This window comes from Arthrobacter sp. CAN_C5, from assembly GCF_017875735.1.
Classification (GTDB): domain Bacteria; phylum Actinomycetota; class Actinomycetes; order Actinomycetales; family Micrococcaceae; genus Arthrobacter_D.
In genome coordinates this window covers 914,406-931,873 of the sequence record NZ_JAGGMZ010000001.1, presented here as the reverse complement: position 1 = coordinate 931,873, position 17,468 = coordinate 914,406, and the positions used below count along the sequence as shown (strand labels likewise).

The 17,468-nt window shown below is 63.3% G+C and carries 19 protein-coding genes; 13 read left to right on the top strand and 6 right to left on the bottom strand.

Annotated features, from left to right (window positions below; all coding sequences use genetic code 11):
- Nucleotides 1–18 precede the first annotated feature (18 nt).
- The 3 genes from H4V95_RS04530 to glmS are packed head-to-tail and all read right to left on the bottom strand — an operon-like array spanning nucleotide 19 to nucleotide 3,878.
- Complete coding sequence (locus H4V95_RS04530; RefSeq protein WP_209728955.1) at nucleotides 19–1,572, bottom strand: NAD(P)H-hydrate epimerase; 1,554 nt, start codon at nucleotides 1,570–1,572, stop codon at nucleotides 19–21.
- 2 nt (nucleotides 1,573–1,574) lie between these two features.
- The gene (locus tag H4V95_RS04525) at nucleotides 1,575–1,973 is read right to left on the bottom strand and encodes a holo-ACP synthase (protein WP_209728953.1); all 399 of its coding nucleotides are present in this window, start codon (nucleotides 1,971–1,973) and stop codon (nucleotides 1,575–1,577) included.
- A gap of 6 nt (nucleotides 1,974–1,979) precedes the next feature.
- A complete protein-coding gene (glmS, locus tag H4V95_RS04520) occupies nucleotides 1,980–3,878 on the bottom strand; it encodes a glutamine--fructose-6-phosphate transaminase (isomerizing) (protein WP_196865215.1) in 1,899 nt (632 codons plus the stop codon).
- Between the two features lie 109 nt (nucleotides 3,879–3,987).
- Here glmS and coaA point away from each other — a divergent pair, with 109 nt between their 5' ends.
- The 3 genes from coaA to mscL are packed head-to-tail and all read left to right on the top strand — an operon-like array spanning nucleotide 3,988 to nucleotide 6,200.
- A complete protein-coding gene (coaA, locus tag H4V95_RS04515; RefSeq protein ID WP_209728951.1) occupies nucleotides 3,988–4,971 on the top strand; it encodes a type I pantothenate kinase in 984 nt (327 codons plus the stop codon).
- Nucleotides 4,968–5,789 carry a D-alanyl-D-alanine carboxypeptidase family protein gene (locus H4V95_RS04510; protein ID WP_312883947.1) on the top strand — a complete coding sequence of 274 codons (822 nt, stop codon included), beginning with the start codon at nucleotides 4,968–4,970 and terminating at the stop codon, nucleotides 5,787–5,789. Before coaA ends, H4V95_RS04510 begins: the two co-directional genes overlap by 4 nt.
- Before the next feature lie 18 nt (nucleotides 5,790–5,807).
- Entirely contained in the window at nucleotides 5,808–6,200 is a 393-nt protein-coding gene (gene mscL, locus H4V95_RS04505) for a large conductance mechanosensitive channel protein MscL (protein ID WP_209728949.1), read from the top strand.
- Between the two features lie 53 nt (nucleotides 6,201–6,253).
- Here mscL and glmM read toward each other — a convergent pair whose 3' ends face one another.
- From glmM to rplM, 3 genes are all read right to left on the bottom strand, one after another.
- Nucleotides 6,254–7,606, bottom strand: a complete 1,353-nt coding sequence (gene glmM, locus H4V95_RS04500) for a phosphoglucosamine mutase (protein ID WP_209728947.1) — start codon at nucleotides 7,604–7,606, stop codon at nucleotides 6,254–6,256.
- Between the two features lie 132 nt (nucleotides 7,607–7,738).
- Nucleotides 7,739–8,236 (bottom strand): 30S ribosomal protein S9, encoded by a 498-nt coding sequence (gene rpsI / locus H4V95_RS04495; RefSeq protein ID WP_196865219.1) that lies wholly within the window; start codon nucleotides 8,234–8,236, stop codon nucleotides 7,739–7,741.
- 41 nt (nucleotides 8,237–8,277) lie between these two features.
- Nucleotides 8,278–8,721 carry a 50S ribosomal protein L13 gene (rplM, locus tag H4V95_RS04490; protein ID WP_019481538.1) on the bottom strand — a complete coding sequence of 148 codons (444 nt, stop codon included), beginning with the start codon at nucleotides 8,719–8,721 and terminating at the stop codon, nucleotides 8,278–8,280.
- Nucleotides 8,722–9,017: 296 nt separating this feature from the next.
- Here rplM and H4V95_RS04485 point away from each other — a divergent pair, with 296 nt between their 5' ends.
- The 10 genes from H4V95_RS04485 to H4V95_RS04440 all read left to right on the top strand — a co-directional run bounded on the left by H4V95_RS04485 (nucleotide 9,018) and on the right by H4V95_RS04440 (nucleotide 17,447).
- Nucleotides 9,018–9,503, top strand: a complete 486-nt coding sequence (locus tag H4V95_RS04485; RefSeq protein ID WP_312883946.1) for an iron chelate uptake ABC transporter family permease subunit — start codon at nucleotides 9,018–9,020, stop codon at nucleotides 9,501–9,503.
- A complete protein-coding gene (locus tag H4V95_RS04480; protein WP_312883945.1) occupies nucleotides 9,493–10,494 on the top strand; it encodes an iron chelate uptake ABC transporter family permease subunit in 1,002 nt (333 codons plus the stop codon). The genes H4V95_RS04485 and H4V95_RS04480 overlap by 11 nt, the downstream gene beginning before the upstream one ends.
- A complete protein-coding gene (locus H4V95_RS04475; RefSeq protein ID WP_209728945.1) occupies nucleotides 10,491–11,249 on the top strand; it encodes an ABC transporter ATP-binding protein in 759 nt (252 codons plus the stop codon). Before H4V95_RS04480 ends, H4V95_RS04475 begins: the two co-directional genes overlap by 4 nt.
- A 203-nt stretch (nucleotides 11,250–11,452) precedes the next feature.
- A complete protein-coding gene (locus H4V95_RS04470) occupies nucleotides 11,453–11,650 on the top strand; it encodes a Flp family type IVb pilin (protein WP_209728943.1) in 198 nt (65 codons plus the stop codon).
- A gap of 132 nt (nucleotides 11,651–11,782) precedes the next feature.
- Nucleotides 11,783–12,157, top strand: coding sequence for a TadE/TadG family type IV pilus assembly protein (locus H4V95_RS04465; RefSeq protein WP_209728941.1), 375 nt, complete (start codon nucleotides 11,783–11,785; stop codon nucleotides 12,155–12,157).
- The gene (locus tag H4V95_RS04460; RefSeq protein WP_196865223.1) at nucleotides 12,157–13,065 is read left to right on the top strand and encodes a pilus assembly protein TadG-related protein; all 909 of its coding nucleotides are present in this window, start codon (nucleotides 12,157–12,159) and stop codon (nucleotides 13,063–13,065) included. Before H4V95_RS04465 ends, H4V95_RS04460 begins: the two co-directional genes overlap by 1 nt.
- Nucleotides 13,066–13,076: 11 nt before the next feature.
- The gene (locus tag H4V95_RS18740) at nucleotides 13,077–13,817 is read left to right on the top strand and encodes a Flp pilus assembly protein CpaB (protein ID WP_196865224.1); all 741 of its coding nucleotides are present in this window, start codon (nucleotides 13,077–13,079) and stop codon (nucleotides 13,815–13,817) included.
- Complete coding sequence (locus H4V95_RS04450; protein ID WP_209728939.1) at nucleotides 13,814–15,025, top strand: AAA family ATPase; 1,212 nt, start codon at nucleotides 13,814–13,816, stop codon at nucleotides 15,023–15,025. Before H4V95_RS18740 ends, H4V95_RS04450 begins: the two co-directional genes overlap by 4 nt.
- Nucleotides 15,022–16,497, top strand: coding sequence for a CpaF family protein (locus tag H4V95_RS04445; protein ID WP_312883944.1), 1,476 nt, complete (start codon nucleotides 15,022–15,024; stop codon nucleotides 16,495–16,497). Before H4V95_RS04450 ends, H4V95_RS04445 begins: the two co-directional genes overlap by 4 nt.
- Nucleotides 16,494–17,447 (top strand): type II secretion system F family protein, encoded by a 954-nt coding sequence (locus H4V95_RS04440; RefSeq protein ID WP_245345571.1) that lies wholly within the window; start codon nucleotides 16,494–16,496, stop codon nucleotides 17,445–17,447. Before H4V95_RS04445 ends, H4V95_RS04440 begins: the two co-directional genes overlap by 4 nt.
- Nucleotides 17,448–17,468 lie beyond the last annotated feature (21 nt).

Sequence of the window (17,468 nt, the reverse complement as noted above, 5' to 3'; positions counted from 1 at the left end):
CATAGCGCAACCAGGTGACTATTTGGTGAATTGTGTCCTATCGGGCGGTCCCGTCAGCAGGTCCGCGAGGACCGCACCGACATGCTTCGGCAGGTCCGAGACGACCACGGGCCCGAAGGCGGCCGCCCTCGTCCCGGCGAGGCCATGCAGCAGGGCTGCCGCCGCCGCGACGGCGGCCCAGGTGTCGGCCTCGGGCACCCCGAGGCGGCCAGCGGCCGCACCGTCGTCGTCCTCGGCAAGTGTCGCCGCGAGGGCTCCAAGGATGCCGGCCAGGGTGTCACCTGATCCGGCAGTGGCGAGCCACGGCGTTGCGGCGGCCTGGCTGAAGAGCGCGCCCGACGGCGAGGCGACCACCGTGACGGCACCCTTGAGCAGCACCGTCGCACCGGTGAGCTCCGCGGCCTTGCGGGCGTAGTCGGCGGGCGCCGACTCAATGTCCTGCCGGGTTACCCGGACCTTGCGGCTGGCCAGGACCGTCTGCAGCTCACCGGCATGGGGGGTCAGGATGACATGAGGTCCCAGCCTGCGCGGCAGCAGGGGCAGCGCTCCGGCGTCGACCACCGTGGGCAGACCCGAGGACATGGCGTCGCGGGCCCGCCGTCGCTGGTCCGCGTCGTCTTCGGCGCCGGGTCCGACCAGCCAGGCCTGGACCTGGGATGACCTGACGGATTCCTGGGAGCAGACGGCTGCCGGGTGGCTCCGGTTGATCAGACTGGCGACGGGCTCCGGTCCCAGGTACCGCACCATGCCCAGGCCGGTAGCCAGGGCAGCACCGGTGGCCAGCACCGCGGCCCCCGGGTACTTCACGGAGCCGGCGGCGATCCCGAGTACCCCGCGGGTGTACTTGTGATCGCTGGCGCGCGGCTGTCGGTAGAGTGCCGCGAGGTCGGCCGGCTCCAGCCGGCGGATAGCCGGTTCGGGGAGCGTCGCGCCGAGCCCGATGTCGATGACCGTGACCCGTCCTGCTGCGCGGGCACCCGCACCGGTGAGGAGCCCGGCCTTCAGCGCGCCGAACGTCACGGTCAGATCGGCGGGGAGCACCGGTTCGTGGACCATCCCGGTGGTGGCATCCAGCCCGCTGGGCAGATCGCAGGCGATGACCGTTCCCGTTGCGGCGGTGGCGAGCTCGCGGACGAGACTCGCTGCCGGTTCGCGCAATCCGCCGGATCCGCCGATTCCCAGGATGCCGTCAATGATCAGGTCCGCAGCCGCGCACAGTTGCACGAGCCGGTGGAGGATTTCCTCGGAAAGCCGCTCGACGCGGCCGCCCGCGCGTTCAAACGCCGCCAGCGCGGCGGGGTGGGTGGTCCCGGCGGTGAGCACCGCGGTGGTGCGTACTCCCCTGCCGGCCAGGCGGGCCGCCGCGAAGAGGGCGTCACCGGCGTTGTTGCCGCTGCCCGCGAGGACAAAAGCGTTGCGCCCGTAGCAGCCTCCCCGGGAGGCAAGGAGCTCGGTGGTCGCGGCGGTGTAGAGGCCATAGGCCGCGTGTTGCATCAGGGCGTCGCTGTGCCCGGCCGTGAGGAGGGGGGCTTCAGCCGAACGGATCGCACTGCCCGAATAGGCGCTAAGCATACTTAGGAGTCTATCCCGCCAGAAAGCGATGCCGGTGCACCTTCGCCGGCTACGCCCTCTCCCACCACCATGGCGGTGGCTACCCCGCCGTCATGGCTGAGGGACAGATGCCAGCGGCGCACGCCCTTGAGAGCCGCTGCAGCAGCGACCGTCCCCTTGACCTCGATCGACGGGCTACCGGCAGTGTCGACACCGATCCAGCAGTCCTGCCAGTTCATCCCCGCGGGTGCTCCCAGCACCTTGGCTACCGCCTCCTTGGCAGCAAACCGAGCAGCCAGGGAGCGCAGGTTGAGCACCCGCTCGGCGGGCACGAACAACCTGTCCCGCAGTCCGGGGGTGCGCTCCAGCTGGCGGCCGAACCGCTCGATGTCGACGACGTCGACGCCGATACCCACGATCACCGGCGACTACTCAACGGTGACTGACTTGGCCAGGTTGCGGGGCTGATCGACGTCGTACCCCTTCGCAGAGGCCAGCTCGCAGGCGAAAATCTGGAGCGGGACGGTCGTCAGCAGCGGCGCAAGCAGGGTGGGGGTCTGCGGCACATAGAAGACGTGCTCGGCGTACGCCTCGACCGAGGTGTCCCCCTCCTCGGCGATGACGATGGTGATGGCACCGCGGGCGCGAATCTCCTGGATGTTGGAGACCACCTTGGCGTGCAGCGAATCCCTGCCGTGCGGTGACGGGACAACGACAACGACAGGCTGGCCGTCCTCGATCAGCGCGATCGGGCCGTGCTTGAGCTCTCCTGCCGCGAATCCTTCGGCGTGGATGTAGGCCAGTTCCTTCAGCTTCAGCGCACCCTCCATCGCGACAGGGAAACCGACGTGCCGGCCCAGGAAGAGCACCGACTTGGCGTCGGACATGTCGCGGGCGAGCTTCTTGACCTTGTCAGCGTTGTCCAGGATGTTCTGGATCTTCGCCGGCATTTCGGCCAGGTCGGCGAGGACCGCAGCGATTTCGTCGCCGAACTTGTTGCCGCGCAGCTGGGCGAGGTACAGGCCCAGCAGGTAGGCGGCGGTGATCTGCGCCAGGAACGCCTTCGTCGAGGCGACGGCGATTTCGGGGCCGGCGTGGGTGTAGAGGACGGCGTCGGATTCGCGCGGGATGGTGGAGCCGTTAGTGTTACAGATCGCGACCACCTTGGCGCCCTGCTCGCGGGCGTACCGCACCGCCATCAGGGTATCCATGGTTTCCCCGGACTGGGAGATGGCGACCACCAGGGTCTTCTCGTTGACGATCGGATCCCGGTACCGGAACTCGTGGGACAGCTCCACCTCGGTGGGGATCCTGCACCAGTGCTCGATGGCGTACTTCGCCACCTGCCCCGCGTAGGCCGACGTGCCACAGGCGAGAACCACAATCTTGTCGACCGAGCGCAGGATCGACTCGTCGATGCGCAGCTCGTCGAGCACCAGGCGGCCCTGGGCGTCGGAACGCCCGAGCAGGGTCTGGCCGACGGCGTCGGGCTGGTCATTGATTTCCTTCTCCATGAAGGACGGGTAACCGCCCTTCTCGGCTGCCGCCGCATCCCAGTCGACGTGGAATTCCTTGCCGACGGCGGGAGCCCCGAAGAAGTCGGTGATGATGACCTCGTCGGGGGTGATAGTGACAACCTGGTCCTGCCCGAGTTCGACGGCGCGCCGGGTGAAGTCGATGAAGCCTGACACGTCGGAGCCGAGGAAGTTCTCTCCGTCACCGAGACCGACGACGAGCGGCGAATTGCGCCGGGCGGCGACGACGACGCCCGGGGAATCCTCGTGCACGGCGAGCAGGGTGAAAGCACCCTCCAGGCGCTGGCTGGCCTGACGCATGGCATTGCTCAGTGGGTCGGTGTCACCGGCGAGCGCGAGCTCCCGGTAAATGCTGCCCAGCAGGGTAGCCGCCACTTCGGTGTCGGTCTCCGAGAGGAACGTTTCGCCCTGCTCCAGCAGAGTTGCCTTCAGTTCAGCAAAGTTCTCGATGATGCCGTTGTGGATGACGGCCAGTCGCCCGTTGTCGGCGAGGTGCGGGTGGGCATTGAGGTCGTTCGGTGCCCCGTGGGTGGCCCAGCGGGTATGGCCAATCCCGGTCATCGACGCTGGCAGGGGGCTGGCCTCCAGCTCGCCGATCAGGTTGCTGAGCTTGCCTGCCTTCTTCCGTGATGCGATACCGGAAGGAGTCAGTACTGCTACCCCAGCCGAGTCATACCCCCGGTATTCGAGACGCCGCAGCCCCTCCATGACAACGTCCAGCGCGCCATGCGTCGCTGCTGTTCCGTCGGATGACACTGATGACCGGCCTACGTAGCCTACGATTCCACACATGGGTTTAAGAGTACCGTCAGCGGCGAGGTAACAGCTGCAGCCGGGCCCGCGCGGGGCCCCCGGGTAAGGAGTAAGTTCGCTTATGGCCGCACCAACAGGCACAATTCCTATGGTGAACGAATCAAATGCCGGGGAGGCCGCAACCAATGGTGCGGAGAGCAATTTCACACCGTTTGTCGAACTCGACCGGCAGACCTGGGCCCGGCTTTCCAACGAAATCACCTCACCTCTGGGCCTGGAAGACATCCTGCGGCTGAAAGGCTTGGGCGATGAGCTCAACCTCGACGAGGTACGTGAGGTCTATCTTCCCCTCTCCCGGCTCCTCTACCTGTACGTCGCCGCCGCAGGGGAACTGCATGCCGCGACCACCACCTTCCTGGGCGAGCAACGCACCCGCACCCCCTTTGTCATCGGCGTGGCCGGCTCGGTCGCCGTCGGCAAATCAACCACCGCCCGCGTGCTCCGGGAACTGCTCAGCCGCTGGCCGGACACCCCCAATGTGGAGCTGGTGACCACCGACGGGTTCCTGTACCCCAATGCCGAGCTGCAACGACGCGGTTTGATGCAGCGGAAGGGTTTCCCCGAGTCCTACGACCGGCGGCGCCTGCTCAGGTTCGTCAGCGAGGTCAAGAGCGGTGCCGAGGAAGTGCGGGCACCGTGGTACTCCCACCTTTCGTACGACATTGTCCCGGACCGGGAGGTGGTGGTCCGGCGGCCGGATGTCCTGATCGTCGAGGGCCTGAACGTGCTCGCCCCCGCCCGCACCCGGGCGGATGGCCGGTCCGGCCTGGCGCTCAGCGACTTTTTCGACTTTTCCATCTATGTGGACGCCAAGACCTCCTACATTGAGCAGTGGTATGTGCAGCGGTTCCAGTCCCTGAGGACCGGCGCGTTCGCCAATCCGCAGTCGTACTTCCACCGGTACGCGTCGCTGACCGACGATGAGGCGAAGGAAACCGCCCTCGGGATCTGGAAGCGGATCAATGAGCCCAACCTGATGGACAATGTGCTCCCCACCCGCGGGCGGGCGCAACTGGTCCTCACCAAGGAAGCCGACCACTCGGTGCGGCGAATGCTGCTGCGGAAGACGTGAGCCAGTCCCGGCGGCCCGTGCGAGGGCTCCTGGCAGCCGCCATCGTCCTTGCCGCCGTCCTGTCCGGCTGCGGGGCAACCGACCCGGACCCTGCAACGTCGGAGATCCCCAGCCTTACCGTCGGGGAGATCCCCGCGCCCGCCCAACGGGCGCCGTCGTCTGCGGGCCCTGCCCCCTCCGCTCCCGCGACCAACTCCGTCCCGTCTGTCGTGGCGGACGCGTTCGCCGACCCCGCCGCCGTGACCGTCGTCGTCAACAAGCGCCGTCCCCTTGACCCGATCGACTACGTACCCGACGATCTGGTCCTGCCCGCGGTGGCCCTCGCCGTCGACCAGGCAAATGCCACGTTGCGCCCCGACGCCGCGCAGGCGGTGGAGGAGATGTACGCAGCGGCAGCCGCCGACGACGTCGGACTCACCCTCGTGAGCGGTTACCGCTCCTATCCGGTGCAGGTGGATACCTATAACTACTGGGTGAGCCTTAATGGCAGTGCTGAGAACGCCGACAACTACTCGGCCCGCCCCGGTTTCTCGGAACACCAGACCGGGCTGGCCTTCGACATCGGGCAGGACGACGGCGCCTGTACCCTCCGATCATGTTTTGCGGAGACAGCCGCAGCAGCCTGGGCAGCGGAGAACGCCCACAGGTTCGGCTTCATCCTGCGGTACCCGGAGGGTCGCCAGGACACCACCGGGTTTCTCGCCGAGTCATGGCACTACCGGTTCGTTGGAGCGGAGACCTCTACCTCCATGTGGGATGACGGGGTCCAGACCCTCGAGGAGTACTTCGGGCTGCCCGATGCGCCCGACTACGGCTAGCGAAGATATCCTTGGCGGATGCTCAACGGATTCAAGACATTCATCATGAAGGGAAACGTCGTCGACCTGGCCGTCGCCGTCGTTCTCGGCTCTGCCTTCGGCGCTGTGGTCACCGCACTCGTCGATTCGGTTCTCATGCCGCTGATCTCGGCATTGGTGGGATCCCCGAACTTCGATGATTTCGCGAAGGTCACCATCGATGGGAACGACATCATGTTCGGGGTACTCCTGACCGGAATCGTCAACTTCCTGCTCGTAGCGGCAGCAATCTACCTCGTCGTCGTGCTGCCCATGAACAAGATGATCGCGCGCCGCAATCGGACCCTTGGCATCGTGCAGGAGGAGCCTGCCGTGGACCCGCAGATCGCCCTGCTGACGGAGATCCGGGACAGTCTGGCGACCCGCCCCTAAGGGGCAGATATTCCAGGCTGGCCGCTGTCTGCTGCGGACCCTGGGGCCCGAACCTACGCTGAGGCCAGAGCCAGCCGGAGCGAGACCGTCTCGGCGAGGCGGTCGGCGGTCAGCTGGGCGGTTGCCATGTCGGCTGCCTCCACCATGACCCGCACCACGGGCTCGGTGCCGGATGGTCGCAGGAGCACCCGACCGGTCTCCCCCAGCACGTCCTGCGCTTCGAGGACTGCCTGCTGGACATGCTCGTTGGTGGTCACGGCGCCCTTGTCGACGCCCTTGACGTTGATCAGCACCTGGGGAAGCTTGTTCATGATCTGGGACAGCTCCTTGAGCGTCCGTCCGGTCCGCGCGACCTGGGCCGCCAGTTGCAGACCGGTCAGGACGCCATCACCGGTAGTGGCGTACTCGGCAAAAATGACGTGACCCGACTGCTCGCCGCCGAGGCTGTAGCCGCCGTCGCGCATTCCCTCAAGCACATACCTGTCGCCAACACCAGTTTCCCTGAGGCTGATGCCAGCCTCGCGGAGAGCGAGCTTCAGACCGAGGTTGCTCATCACCGTGGCGACCAGGGTGTTGTCCTTGAGTGTGCCGGCAGCGTTCATCGCCACGGCCATGATCGCCATGATCTGGTCGCCATCAACGATGTTTCCTTCGTGGTCGACGGCAAGGCACCGGTCGGCATCGCCGTCGTGGGCAATACCCAGATCCGCGCCATGCTCAAGCACCGCCGCCTGCAGGGGGCCGAGGTGGGTGGACCCGCACCCGTCATTGATGTTGATCCCGTCGGGGTCGGCACCAATCACCACAATCTCGGCGCCCGCATCGGCGAAGACCTGGGGCGAGCAACCGCTGGCGGCTCCGTTGGCGCAGTCGAGCACCACTTTGACTCCCTCCAGCCGGTTGGGGAGGGTCTGGAGCAGATGGACCACATAGCGGTCCTCGGCATCGGCGAAGCGCTGGATCCGTCCGACATCACCCCCGGTGGGCCGAAGGGCTGGGCGGGTCAGCTCCAGCTCGATGGCGTCCTCGATCCTGTCATCGAGCTTCTTGCCTCCGCGGGCGAGGAACTTGATGCCATTGTCGGGCGCCGCGTTGTGGGAAGCGGAGATCATGACACCGAAATCGGCGTCCAGGTCCGCCACGAGGAACGCTGCGGCAGGCGTGGGGAGAATTCCGGCGTCGAAAACGTCAACGCCCGCCCCGGCCAGGCCGGCCTCCACTGCTGCGGCAATGAAGTCGCCGCTGATGCGGGGGTCACGGGCGATGACGGCGGTGGGCCGTCTGCCATTGGTAAAGCGGTGCCCCAGCACCACTGCCGCCGCCTGTGCCAGCTGCATTGCCAGCTCGGGCGTGATCAGTTCATTTGCCAGTCCGCGGACCCCATCGGTCCCAAATAATCTACTCATCGATGTACATCCTAGTTCAGGGGGAAACGATCCCGATCTTAAACAGCCAACGCCCGTCCGGAACCCGGACGGGCGTTGGGAAGCACACAGGACCAGTCACGCTTGAGGAAGCGGGCCGATCCACGCGGTGCTCTAGCGCTTGGAGTACTGAGGTGCCTTGCGAGCCTTCTTCAGACCAGCCTTCTTACGCTCGATCACTCGTGCGTCGCGGGTCAGGAAGCCGGCCTTCTTGAGGATGGCGCGGTTGTTCTCGCGGTCAATCTCGTTCAGGGCACGGGCGACGCCGAGGCGAAGCGCACCAGCCTGGCCGGATGGGCCACCACCGTGGATACGGGCGATGACGTCGTAGGAGCCGAGAAGTTCAAGGATCTTGAACGGATCGTTGACTTCCTGCTGGTGCAGCTTGTTCGGGAAGTAATCGGCCAGTTCGCGGCCATTGACGACCCACTTGCCGGTACCGGGGACGAGCCGGACCCGTGCAACTGCTTCCTTGCGACGGCCGACGGCTCCGCCGCCGACGGTCAGGGCGGGACGTTCCTTGGCGGTTGCCTCGGTGGTCTCGCCGGTTTCTGAGGTGTAGCTCGTAAGCTCCTCAGTTGGTTCATTCAGCTCTTCAGTGTTCTGAGCCACGGTTCTCCTTGAATTAATTTCTTAGTGTGTGGTGGCCAGGACTACTGGGCGACCTGGGTAATTTCGAAGGTCTTGGGCTGCTGGGCAGCGTGAGGGTGCTCGGCACCGCGGTAGACCTTCAGTTTCCCGATCTGCTGGGCAGCCAGGGAAGTCTTGGGAAGCATGCCTCGGATGGCCTTCTCCACAGCGCGGACCGGATTCTGTTCCAGCAGCTCTGCGTAGTTGACTGACGAGAGGCCACCCGGGAAACCGGAGTGGCGGTATGCACGCTTCTGCTCGAGCTTGGCGCCGGTGAGGGCTACCTTCTCGGCGTTGATGATGATGACGAAATCGCCCATATCCATATGGGGTGCAAAGGTCGGCTTGTGCTTTCCGCGCAGCAGTGTTGCGGTCTGGCTGGCAAGTCGGCCTAGGACAACGTCGGTGGCGTCAATGACGTGCCACTGGCGGTTGATGTCGCCTGGCTTCGGGGTGTACGTACGCACGGTTTTTGCCTTCGTTTCTTGTTCGGTGACGCCTCCACGAGAGGAAAATGATTCCCACGCGAAAGCTCAGCTTATGCATGCGCTACCGGAACTTCAGGTGAGGGCTGAAAGCCAGTGATCCCGGGTATCTCGGCCATCCCCGCGGGCCAGGTGACTCTGCAACCGAGTCGCCACGCGGGCATGGACGTATCGAGGAGGGATACGCACAACGACTACCAAGATTAGCGCGAAGCTGTGCCTCAGGTCAAAGCGGGATCAACCGGCAGAAAATTGGACGACGCCGGCCGTACCTGGGCTTGGACCTGCTCCAGACACTCGGGGTGTGGATGACCGGCGACTTTTCCGGCATCCTGAGGGGCCGCTACGAGCTGCTCTGGGTTGCGTTCGCCATGACGGTCATCGCCTACCTGGCAGCCAACAGATTCACCGTTGCCGGGCTCGGCCAGCAGTTCACGGCGAACGCGGGGCTTAACTATGGACGCCTCCTCACGTTCGGGCTGGTGATCGTTTCGGTTGTGAGCGCCGTGGTGGTGGTGACGGCCGGCGTCGTCCCGTTCCTGGGCCTCGTCGTCCCCAATGTGGTGAGTCTCATGGTGGGCGACAACGTCCGGAAGTCCATGCCCTGGGTGGCTGTGCTGGGAGCTGGATTCGTGCTTCTCTGCGACATGATCGGACGCCTGGTGCGCTTTCCCTACGAAATCCCGCTGGGTGTCGTGGTCGGTGTAGTGGGCGCCGCGATCTTCCTGTACCTCCTGCTCAGGAGCCCCAGCCGTGTCCACTAATCTGTCGACATCCTCATTAGTGACTGCCCGACGACGGCGATTCACCCGCCCTGCGATGGTCCTCGTGGTCCTCTGCGCGGTGGCACTCGGCAGCATCATCTGCTTCCTCACCGTCGGCATTACCGGGAGCTGGGACTTCGCTGTGCCGTTCCGGGCCCGCAAAGTAGCAGCGATGGTCCTGGTTGCCATTGCCGTGGGAGTATCGACGGTGCTTTTCCAGACCATCACCAACAACCGGATCCTGACGCCGTCCATCATGGGATTCGATGCCCTTTATGTGCTGATTCAGACGGTAATCGTTTTCGGCTTTGGAGCACTGACCCTGTCGACGTTCGACGACCGCCTGAAATGGCTTCTCGAGGTGGGTGCAATGGTGCTCTTCTCCACCCTCCTCTTCAGCTGGCTCTTCTTCGGTGCACGGCGCAGCCTGCACCTGATGATCCTGGTGGGCATTATCCTCGGCGTCCTCTTTCGCAGCATCTCCGGTTTCCTCCAGCGCATGCTGGACCCCGCCGCCTTCGCCGTCCTGCAGGACTCGTTCTTCGCCAGCTTCAACGCCGTCAACGAAGACCTCATTGTCATCTCGGCTATTGCCGTACTAGTTTGCGTGCTGGTCGGCGCACGGTTGATGTCCGTGTTCGACGTCCTGGGCCTAGGCGAGCACCACTCGGTGGGACTGGGGGTCAATTACCGCCGAACAGTTCTCGGCATTCTGGTGCTCATTGCGGTGCTGGTGTCGGTATCGACCGCCCTGGTAGGTCCAATCACCTTCTTCGGCCTGATCGTCGCCAACCTGGCCTATGGCCTCACCGGAACCAGCCGCCACCTGGTGGTGCTTCCTGCGACTGTCCTGCTGGGAATTATCGCTCTCGTCGGTGGACAGTTCGTTCTTGAGCAGGTCTTCGGGTTCAACACCGCCTTGAGCATCATCATCGAATCTGTCGGTGGCATCCTGTTTGTCGTTCTTCTGATCAGAAAGGGACCCCGATGATCACTCTGCGAGGGGTAACAAAAACGTACGGGTCGGTCCCTGTGGTCGACAGTGTCGATCTGGATCTCGGCCGAATCGGGGTGACCTCGATCATCGGACCCAATGGGGCTGGCAAGTCCACGGTGCTCTCAATCATCGGCCGGCTGCTCACCATGGATGCGGGCGCTGTCGAGATTGACGGGCTGAACACCAGGACGACGTCGGGCCGGATCCTGGCGAAGAAGGTTGCCCTGCTGCATCAGGACAACTTCCTCACGGCCCGGCTGACGGTCGGCGAATTGGTAGCTTTCGGACGCTACCCCCACTCCCGGGACCGGCTGACAGTGGATGACAAGTCGCGGATAGCCAATGCCTTGGCGTACCTCGACCTGACGGAGCTCCAGACCCGTTTTCTTGATGAGCTTTCGGGTGGGCAAAGACAGCGGGCATTCATCGCGATGGTGCTGGCGCAGGACACTGACTATGTCCTCCTCGATGAGCCGCTGAACAACCTCGATCTTCGGCATGCCGTCGAGATTATGCGGCTCCTCCGCCGCGCCGCCGATGAGATGGGAAAACGCGTGGTCCTCGTCATGCACGACATCAACTTCGCCTCGGTCTATTCGGACGAGATTGTGGCGATGAGCAACGGCCGGATCGTCCGGCAGGGGCCGGTCGACGACATCATGCAGCCGGAAGTACTGTCGTCGATCTACGAGACGCCCATCGATGTGCAAAGCATCAATGGAAACCGGATCAGCTTCCACTACACCTGAGCCCGATCTGAGCCCTTGACCGCCCGTATGGGTCGGAACAGTGCGGAATCTGCGAAGGATTGGCGCATCAATACGGGCCAAACCGCAGTGTTTGCACAGGATAGGAATCACGCCCGTATTTGGCCGATTGCTAATGCTACTTTCTATTCAGCGGCGGAATTGATCCCCCGCTTCCGTTCACTCACATTTTCCAGGAGCATCCCATGGTCTCTCTCTTTGCCACCCTCCACGTCCTCGGCCTCAAGGCCACCGAACGCCTTCGCCGCGAAGAAACCGGTGCCACCGCAGTTGAATACGGCCTGCTGGTCGGCCTGATCGCAGTAGTTATTACCGGTCTCATGGTGGTCTTCGGTCCACAGCTTCAGGATGCATTCACGGACATCCTCCCGGCTGTCGACTAACTTCACTCAACTACAACTGGCTTTGGTCCTCCCGGCCCGCTGGGGAGGTCGGGATACAGATCGAAGCAGCGGCGTACAGCACCGCTGCTTCGATCTGCTTAACAGCGGAACTAGATTCAAGGAAAGAACCCCATGAGACGATTGCGTTCCGAATCCGGAGCGGCTGCGGTCGAATTCGCGCTCGTGGTGCCCATTCTCCTTCTGGTCCTGTTTGGAATCGTCGAATTCGGGCGGGTCTACAACGCCCAGCTTCAGGTGACCTCGGCTGCCCGTGAGGCGGTCCGGGTGATGGCCATCCAGAAGGACTCTGATGTCGCCGTGGCCGCAGCGATTCTCTCGGCACCTGGCCTCCAACCCGCTTTGTCTTCAGGACAGGTCACGGTCACGCCCTGCGAAAGCGCTACTGAAACGACGGTTACGGTGACCTACTCGGTCGATCTGCTGTCCGGACTATTCGCCGATGCAGTATCCGTCACTGGAAGGGGAGTGATGCGATGCGGCGGCTGATGAAGAACGAGGACGGCGCGGTGGCGGTCATGGCGTCGCTCCTGATGGTGCTGGTACTGGGAATGGCCGCGCTGGTCATCGATGTCGGAATTGTCTTCGCCGAACGCGCCCAGTTGCAGAACGGTGCAGACGCCGCGGCTCTCGCCATTGCCCAGGAGTGCGCATATAAGGACTTGTGCGATCCAGGAGTGTCAGCTGTGACCGCAGCAACTCTTGCCAGCGCCAACGCCAATGACGGCCGCGCGAGCGCAGTCGTCGACTTGTCAGTTTCCAACACGGTCACCGTCACCACCAATACCCTCACCATCGATGGCAAATCGGCGGTCCAGTTCTGGTTTGCGCCGGTGCTGGGCATCGAGTCGTCGGCTGTACAGGCCAAAGCACGGGCGTCTTGGGGCAGCCCCTCCAAAGCGACTGTCTTTCCTTTCACCGCACCGAAGTGTCTCTTCGATCAGACCCCCACTGACGAAGAGATCTGGATAACCGTCGACTCCAGTTGCACGGGTACGGACGGCAAGTCTCTACCGGGAGCTTTCGGCTGGCTCGATACGCTCGACAAGAAGAGCTGTAGCGCAACAGTCGATGTCGACGAGATCATTGCAGGGGATCCAGGAAAGAGTGGCCCCCAGAATTGCGATATCGATGGGAAAACCATCTTATTGCCTGTTTACGTGGCGAAGTCAGGCAACGGCAATAACGTTAACTACGTGATTGACGGTTTTGCTGCGTTCTACACCACAAAACACAGCTGGCCCGGTGAATCCATCAAGGAGACCGGCTGCAACAACTGCGCCGGAATCAAGGGCAAATTCATTACCCTGGTCTCCCTCGAAGACCTCGAGTCCTTCGGCGTCGAAGAGCTCGGCGGAGACGAGTTAAACGCCTTCTTTGTCACGCTAAGCCAGTAAGGGAATTTCCAGTGAAAAGCCGAATCATCGGTGCGATAGCCGCCGTCGTCCTTGCAGTGATCGGCGCCGTGCTCCTGGTGCAATACGTCAGCGCCTCCGAGCAGCGGGCTCTGGCTGGCACCGAAACCCAGACAGTCCTGGTGGTCCGGAACGGAATCTCAATCCCCGAGGGCACTACTGCCGAGGGCATAGTCGAGCTGGTGAGCGAGGAGGCAGTCCCCGCCAAAGTGGTACCCGCAGACGCAATCGTGAGCCTTGATCAGGTCGCCGGCCTGGTAACCAGTGTGGAGTTGGTAGCTGGTGAGCAGGTGTTGAGCAGCCGGTTTGTTGACCCGGCGGAGCTCAGTGAAGACTCAGTGGTCGAGGTGCCCGAGGGCATGCAGGAAGTCACCATTCTTCTGGAGCCCCAGCGTGCCGTTGGTGGCCAGATACGTCCCGGGGACACGGTCGGCGTCTTTATATCGCTGGAAGGCGGCGGTGAAGAAAATCCGCTGGCTGTAAGCCACCTCACCCTGCATAAAGTACTGGTCACAAACGTTCAGGGCTTGCCAGAGCAGGTGGAGGAATCGAATGTTCCAGGCTCCACCCCAATTCCTGCCGGAAGCGTCTTGGTGACGGTAGCCCGCCCAGCACCTGACGCCGAGAAAGTCGTCTATGGGCAAGAATTTGGCAGGATCTGGCTTTCAAAAGAACCGGCGACAGCCACCGAGGACGGCACCCGGCCGATCACTGCAGATGAGATTTACGAATGAGCCGCTACGCGATAGTCACCGCAGCTCCTGACTTTCTCCAGCGACTCACGGAAGCGGCGTCGGGAGTACTCGAGGGAGAAATACATTCCTGGCCGGGCTCGGCTTTTCCGACGGGTGCGCAGGAGCTGGTTGCCCAGCTTCCAGATCCCCGGCTTCTCGACGTACTGATGCTCGGGCCAGGGGTTCCCCTCGATGACGCACTGCAGCTTGCCGACGAGTTTGAGGTGCAGTTCCCCGAAGTCAGCGTTCTTCTCGCCACCACCCCCACCCCCAGTGTGGTGCTCAGCGCCATGCGCGCCGGGATCCGGGACGTCGTTGAACCCGAGGCCGAGGTTGCCGACCTGAGCGTGCTCCTTCATCGGGCCACCCGCAGCGCGGCCATTCGACGACGCTCAGCCAGCCTCTCGTCCGGCGATACCGCTGGCACTGCCAACGGTCGGGTAATCGCAGTGGTTTCTCCCAAGGGGGGAGCCGGAAAAACTACTGTTGCAAGCAACCTGGCGGTCGGACTGGCTGCATCAGCTCCCCACGCCACGGTACTGGTCGATCTCGACCTGCAGTTCGGGGACGTGGCGAGTGCATTGACAATTTCCCCGGACCACTCGGTGACCGATGCGGTTCATGGTCCAGCCCGCCGCGACACCATGGTGTTGAAATCTTTTCTCAGCGCCCATCCAACCGGGCTATTTGCCCTGTGCGCCCCCGATCTTCCCGATTCGGTGGATCAGGTCTCCGGCGAAGACGTATCGCATCTACTGGACCAGCTGGCAAGCCAGTACCGCTACGTGGTGGTCGACACCTCCCCCGGGCTGTCCGAGCACACCCTCGCCGCACTGGACAAGGCAACCGACTATGTCTTTGTCAGCGGCATGGACGTACCCAGCGTGCGGGGGTTGCGCAAGGAACTCGATGTGCTGCGGGAGCTGGCACTCATTCCGATCACCCGTCATATTGTGCTCAACAATGCTGACCAAAGGGACGGCCTGACCCTCGCCGACGTCGAGAAGGCACTCAGCGTCAAGGTCGACATCGTCATCCCGTCCTCCCGCGCCGTTCGGCTTTCCACCAACCAGGGGGCACCCCTGCTCGAGAACAAGCGACGGGATCCCGCGAGCAAGGCGCTGCGGAAGCTGTTGCTCCGCTTCGCACCGCCCGTCGTCGCCGTGAAAGCCAAGGGTCATGGACGTCATCGGGGAGGAAAGCAGTGAATCTTGCCGAGCGTCTGGAAGCCGCCCGTCGATCGTCAGGAACAGGGTCCTCTCAACCAGCAGCGCAGGACGCGCCTGTGCTGGCCGCCGCTCCTCAGCAGAAACAGTCATTACAGCCGCGCACGAGGGAAGGGCAGCCGCCGCGAACTCCCAAGCCGTCGGCGTCAGCCCCGCCACCAGCTCGCGACGCCTTGGCCAAGCTGAAAGACAGGGCCGGCACCATTCTCTTCGAACGGCTCGGAAACCGGCTACTCGATTCAGCCCTGACCGAGGATCAGCTGCACGCCCTGGTACAGGAAGAACTCACCCAGGTGGTCGAGGAAGAGGAGGTGCCCCTTTCCAAAGATGAACGTCAGCGGCTGATCCGTGGTGTCAGCGATGATGTTTTGGGCTACGGTCCGTTGCAGCACCTGCTCGACGACGAAAGCGTCACCGAAATTATGGTGAATGGTCCGAACATGATCTATGTGGAGCAGCACGGCAAGCTGACCCGCAGCGGGGTCCGGTTTGCGTCAGAGGAACACCTCCGGAAGGTAATTGAACGCATCGTGTCCCGGGTGGGCCGACGGATTGACGAGTCGTCCCCGCTGGTGGATGCTCGTTTGGCCGACGGTTCCCGCGTGAACGCCGTGATTCCGCCCTTGGCGGTGAATGGATCCTCCTTGACCATTCGAAAGTTCGCCACCGACCCGTTTCAGGTTCACGACCTGATCGGCTTCGGGACCCTATCCCCCGACATGGCTGAGCTGTTGGATGCCTGCGTCAAGGCCCGGTTGAATATCATCGTGTCCGGCGGCACTGGCACAGGGAAGACCACTCTCCTGAATGTCCTCTCCTCCTTCATCCCGGAGGGCGAGAGGATCGTTACTATCGAGGATGCGGTGGAACTGCAGCTCCAGCAGGACCACGTGGTGCGGTTGGAGAGCAGGCCCAGCAACATCGAGGGCAAGGGTGAGATCACCATACGGGATCTGGTCCGCAACTCCCTCCGTATGCGGCCCGACCGCATAGTGGTGGGGGAGGTCCGCGGGGGCGAGACCCTGGACATGCTGCAGGCCATGAACACTGGCCACGACGGATCCCTCTCCACCGTCCACTCCAACTCACCCCGCGACGCAATTGCCCGGCTGGAAACTCTCGTTCTGATGGCTGGGATGGACCTTCCGCTCCGTGCGGTCCGTGAGCAGCTCGCTGCTGCAGTGGACGTCATTGTGCAGCTCACCCGTCTGCGTGATGGTACCCGTCGGGTCACCCATGTGACCGAGGTCCAGGGCATGGAGGGCGAGATCGTGACCCTGCAGGATGCCTTCGTCTTTGACTACAGCGCGGGCGTCGACTCCAACGGCCGGTTCCTTGGCGTTCCGGTGGCAACCGGAGTACGCCCGAAGTTCACCGACCGGTTCCGGGACCTCGGCATTGAACTCTCCCCCAGCGTTTTCGGGTCCCCTGTCAACGGGAGGAGTGAACGATGACGCCTGAACCACCGGTTATCCAGCTCCTCCTTGGAATCGTCGCCTGTTTCGCCGCACTGGGCGCCGCCATCTTGCTCGTACTCATCCCCCGTCCCCAACGGAATTCGCTAAACCGCGCCAAGTCGGCTGCCCCACCCTCCCCTATCCAGCTGACCCAATTGGCGAGCGTGACCATCAGCCTGGTCGACAGGCTCCTCAAGAGACGCAACCTGATGGCGGGAACAGCTGCGAGACTTGAAAGCGCTGGCGTGACGATCCGACCAGCCGACTTCGTTGTGCTGACCGGCATCGTCACTGTGCTCGCCGCCTGTGTGGGGCTGATCCTTGCCGGACCGTTCTTCGCCATCATTCTGGCTATTGCTGCCCCGCTTCTCGTCAAGGTGACCCTCGGCATCCTGACGTCCCGCCGTCAGAAACAGTTTGCAGAGCAACTCGACGACACCCTGCAATTGCTGGCAGGAGGTTTGCGTGCCGGGCACAGCCTGCTGCGCGCAATCGACGCCGTTTCAGCCGATTCGGAAGCTCCGACCACCGAGGAGTTCACCCGTATCATCAACGAAACCCGGCTCGGTCGTGACCTGGGTGACGCACTGGATGACGCCGCCGATCGGATGCAATCCGAGGACTTTTCCTGGGTGGCGCAAGCTATTGCCATCCATCGTGAAGTGGGTGGCAACCTGGCCAAAGTGCTCGATCAGGTGGGTCAAACCATTCGTGAACGCAACCAGATTCGTCGGCAGGTAGACACGTTGAGCGCTGAAGGCAAGCTGTCGGCCTACATCCTGATGGGTTTGCCGTTCGCCATGGGTGCAATTCTGATGGTGGTCAGTCCCGGGTATATGGATCCGATGTTTCAGCACCCCATCGGCTACCTGCTGATCGGGGTTTCACTGATACTACTTCTGGTGGGTGGGGTGTGGATGAAGAAGGTGGTCTCGTTCAAGTTCTAGCCCACTGTCAATCGGGTCGGC

Coding starts and splice junctions, on each gene's coding strand:
- H4V95_RS04530 (WP_209728955.1), bottom strand. CDS start 1,572: ATGCTTAGCGCCTATTCGGGCAGTGCGATCCGTTCGGCTGAAGCCCCC.
- glmS (WP_196865215.1), bottom strand. CDS start 3,878: ATGTGTGGAATCGTAGGCTACGTAGGCCGGTCATCAGTGTCATCCGAC.
- coaA (WP_209728951.1), top strand. CDS start 3,988: ATGGTGAACGAATCAAATGCCGGGGAGGCCGCAACCAATGGTGCGGAG.
- mscL (WP_209728949.1), top strand. CDS start 5,808: ATGCTCAACGGATTCAAGACATTCATCATGAAGGGAAACGTCGTCGAC.
- glmM (WP_209728947.1), bottom strand. CDS start 7,606: ATGAGTAGATTATTTGGGACCGATGGGGTCCGCGGACTGGCAAATGAA.
- H4V95_RS04475 (WP_209728945.1), top strand. CDS start 10,491: ATGATCACTCTGCGAGGGGTAACAAAAACGTACGGGTCGGTCCCTGTG.
- H4V95_RS04470 (WP_209728943.1), top strand. CDS start 11,453: ATGGTCTCTCTCTTTGCCACCCTCCACGTCCTCGGCCTCAAGGCCACC.
- H4V95_RS04465 (WP_209728941.1), top strand. CDS start 11,783: ATGAGACGATTGCGTTCCGAATCCGGAGCGGCTGCGGTCGAATTCGCG.
- H4V95_RS04460 (WP_196865223.1), top strand. CDS start 12,157: ATGAAGAACGAGGACGGCGCGGTGGCGGTCATGGCGTCGCTCCTGATG.
- H4V95_RS04450 (WP_209728939.1), top strand. CDS start 13,814: ATGAGCCGCTACGCGATAGTCACCGCAGCTCCTGACTTTCTCCAGCGA.
- H4V95_RS04440 (WP_245345571.1), top strand. CDS start 16,494: ATGACGCCTGAACCACCGGTTATCCAGCTCCTCCTTGGAATCGTCGCC.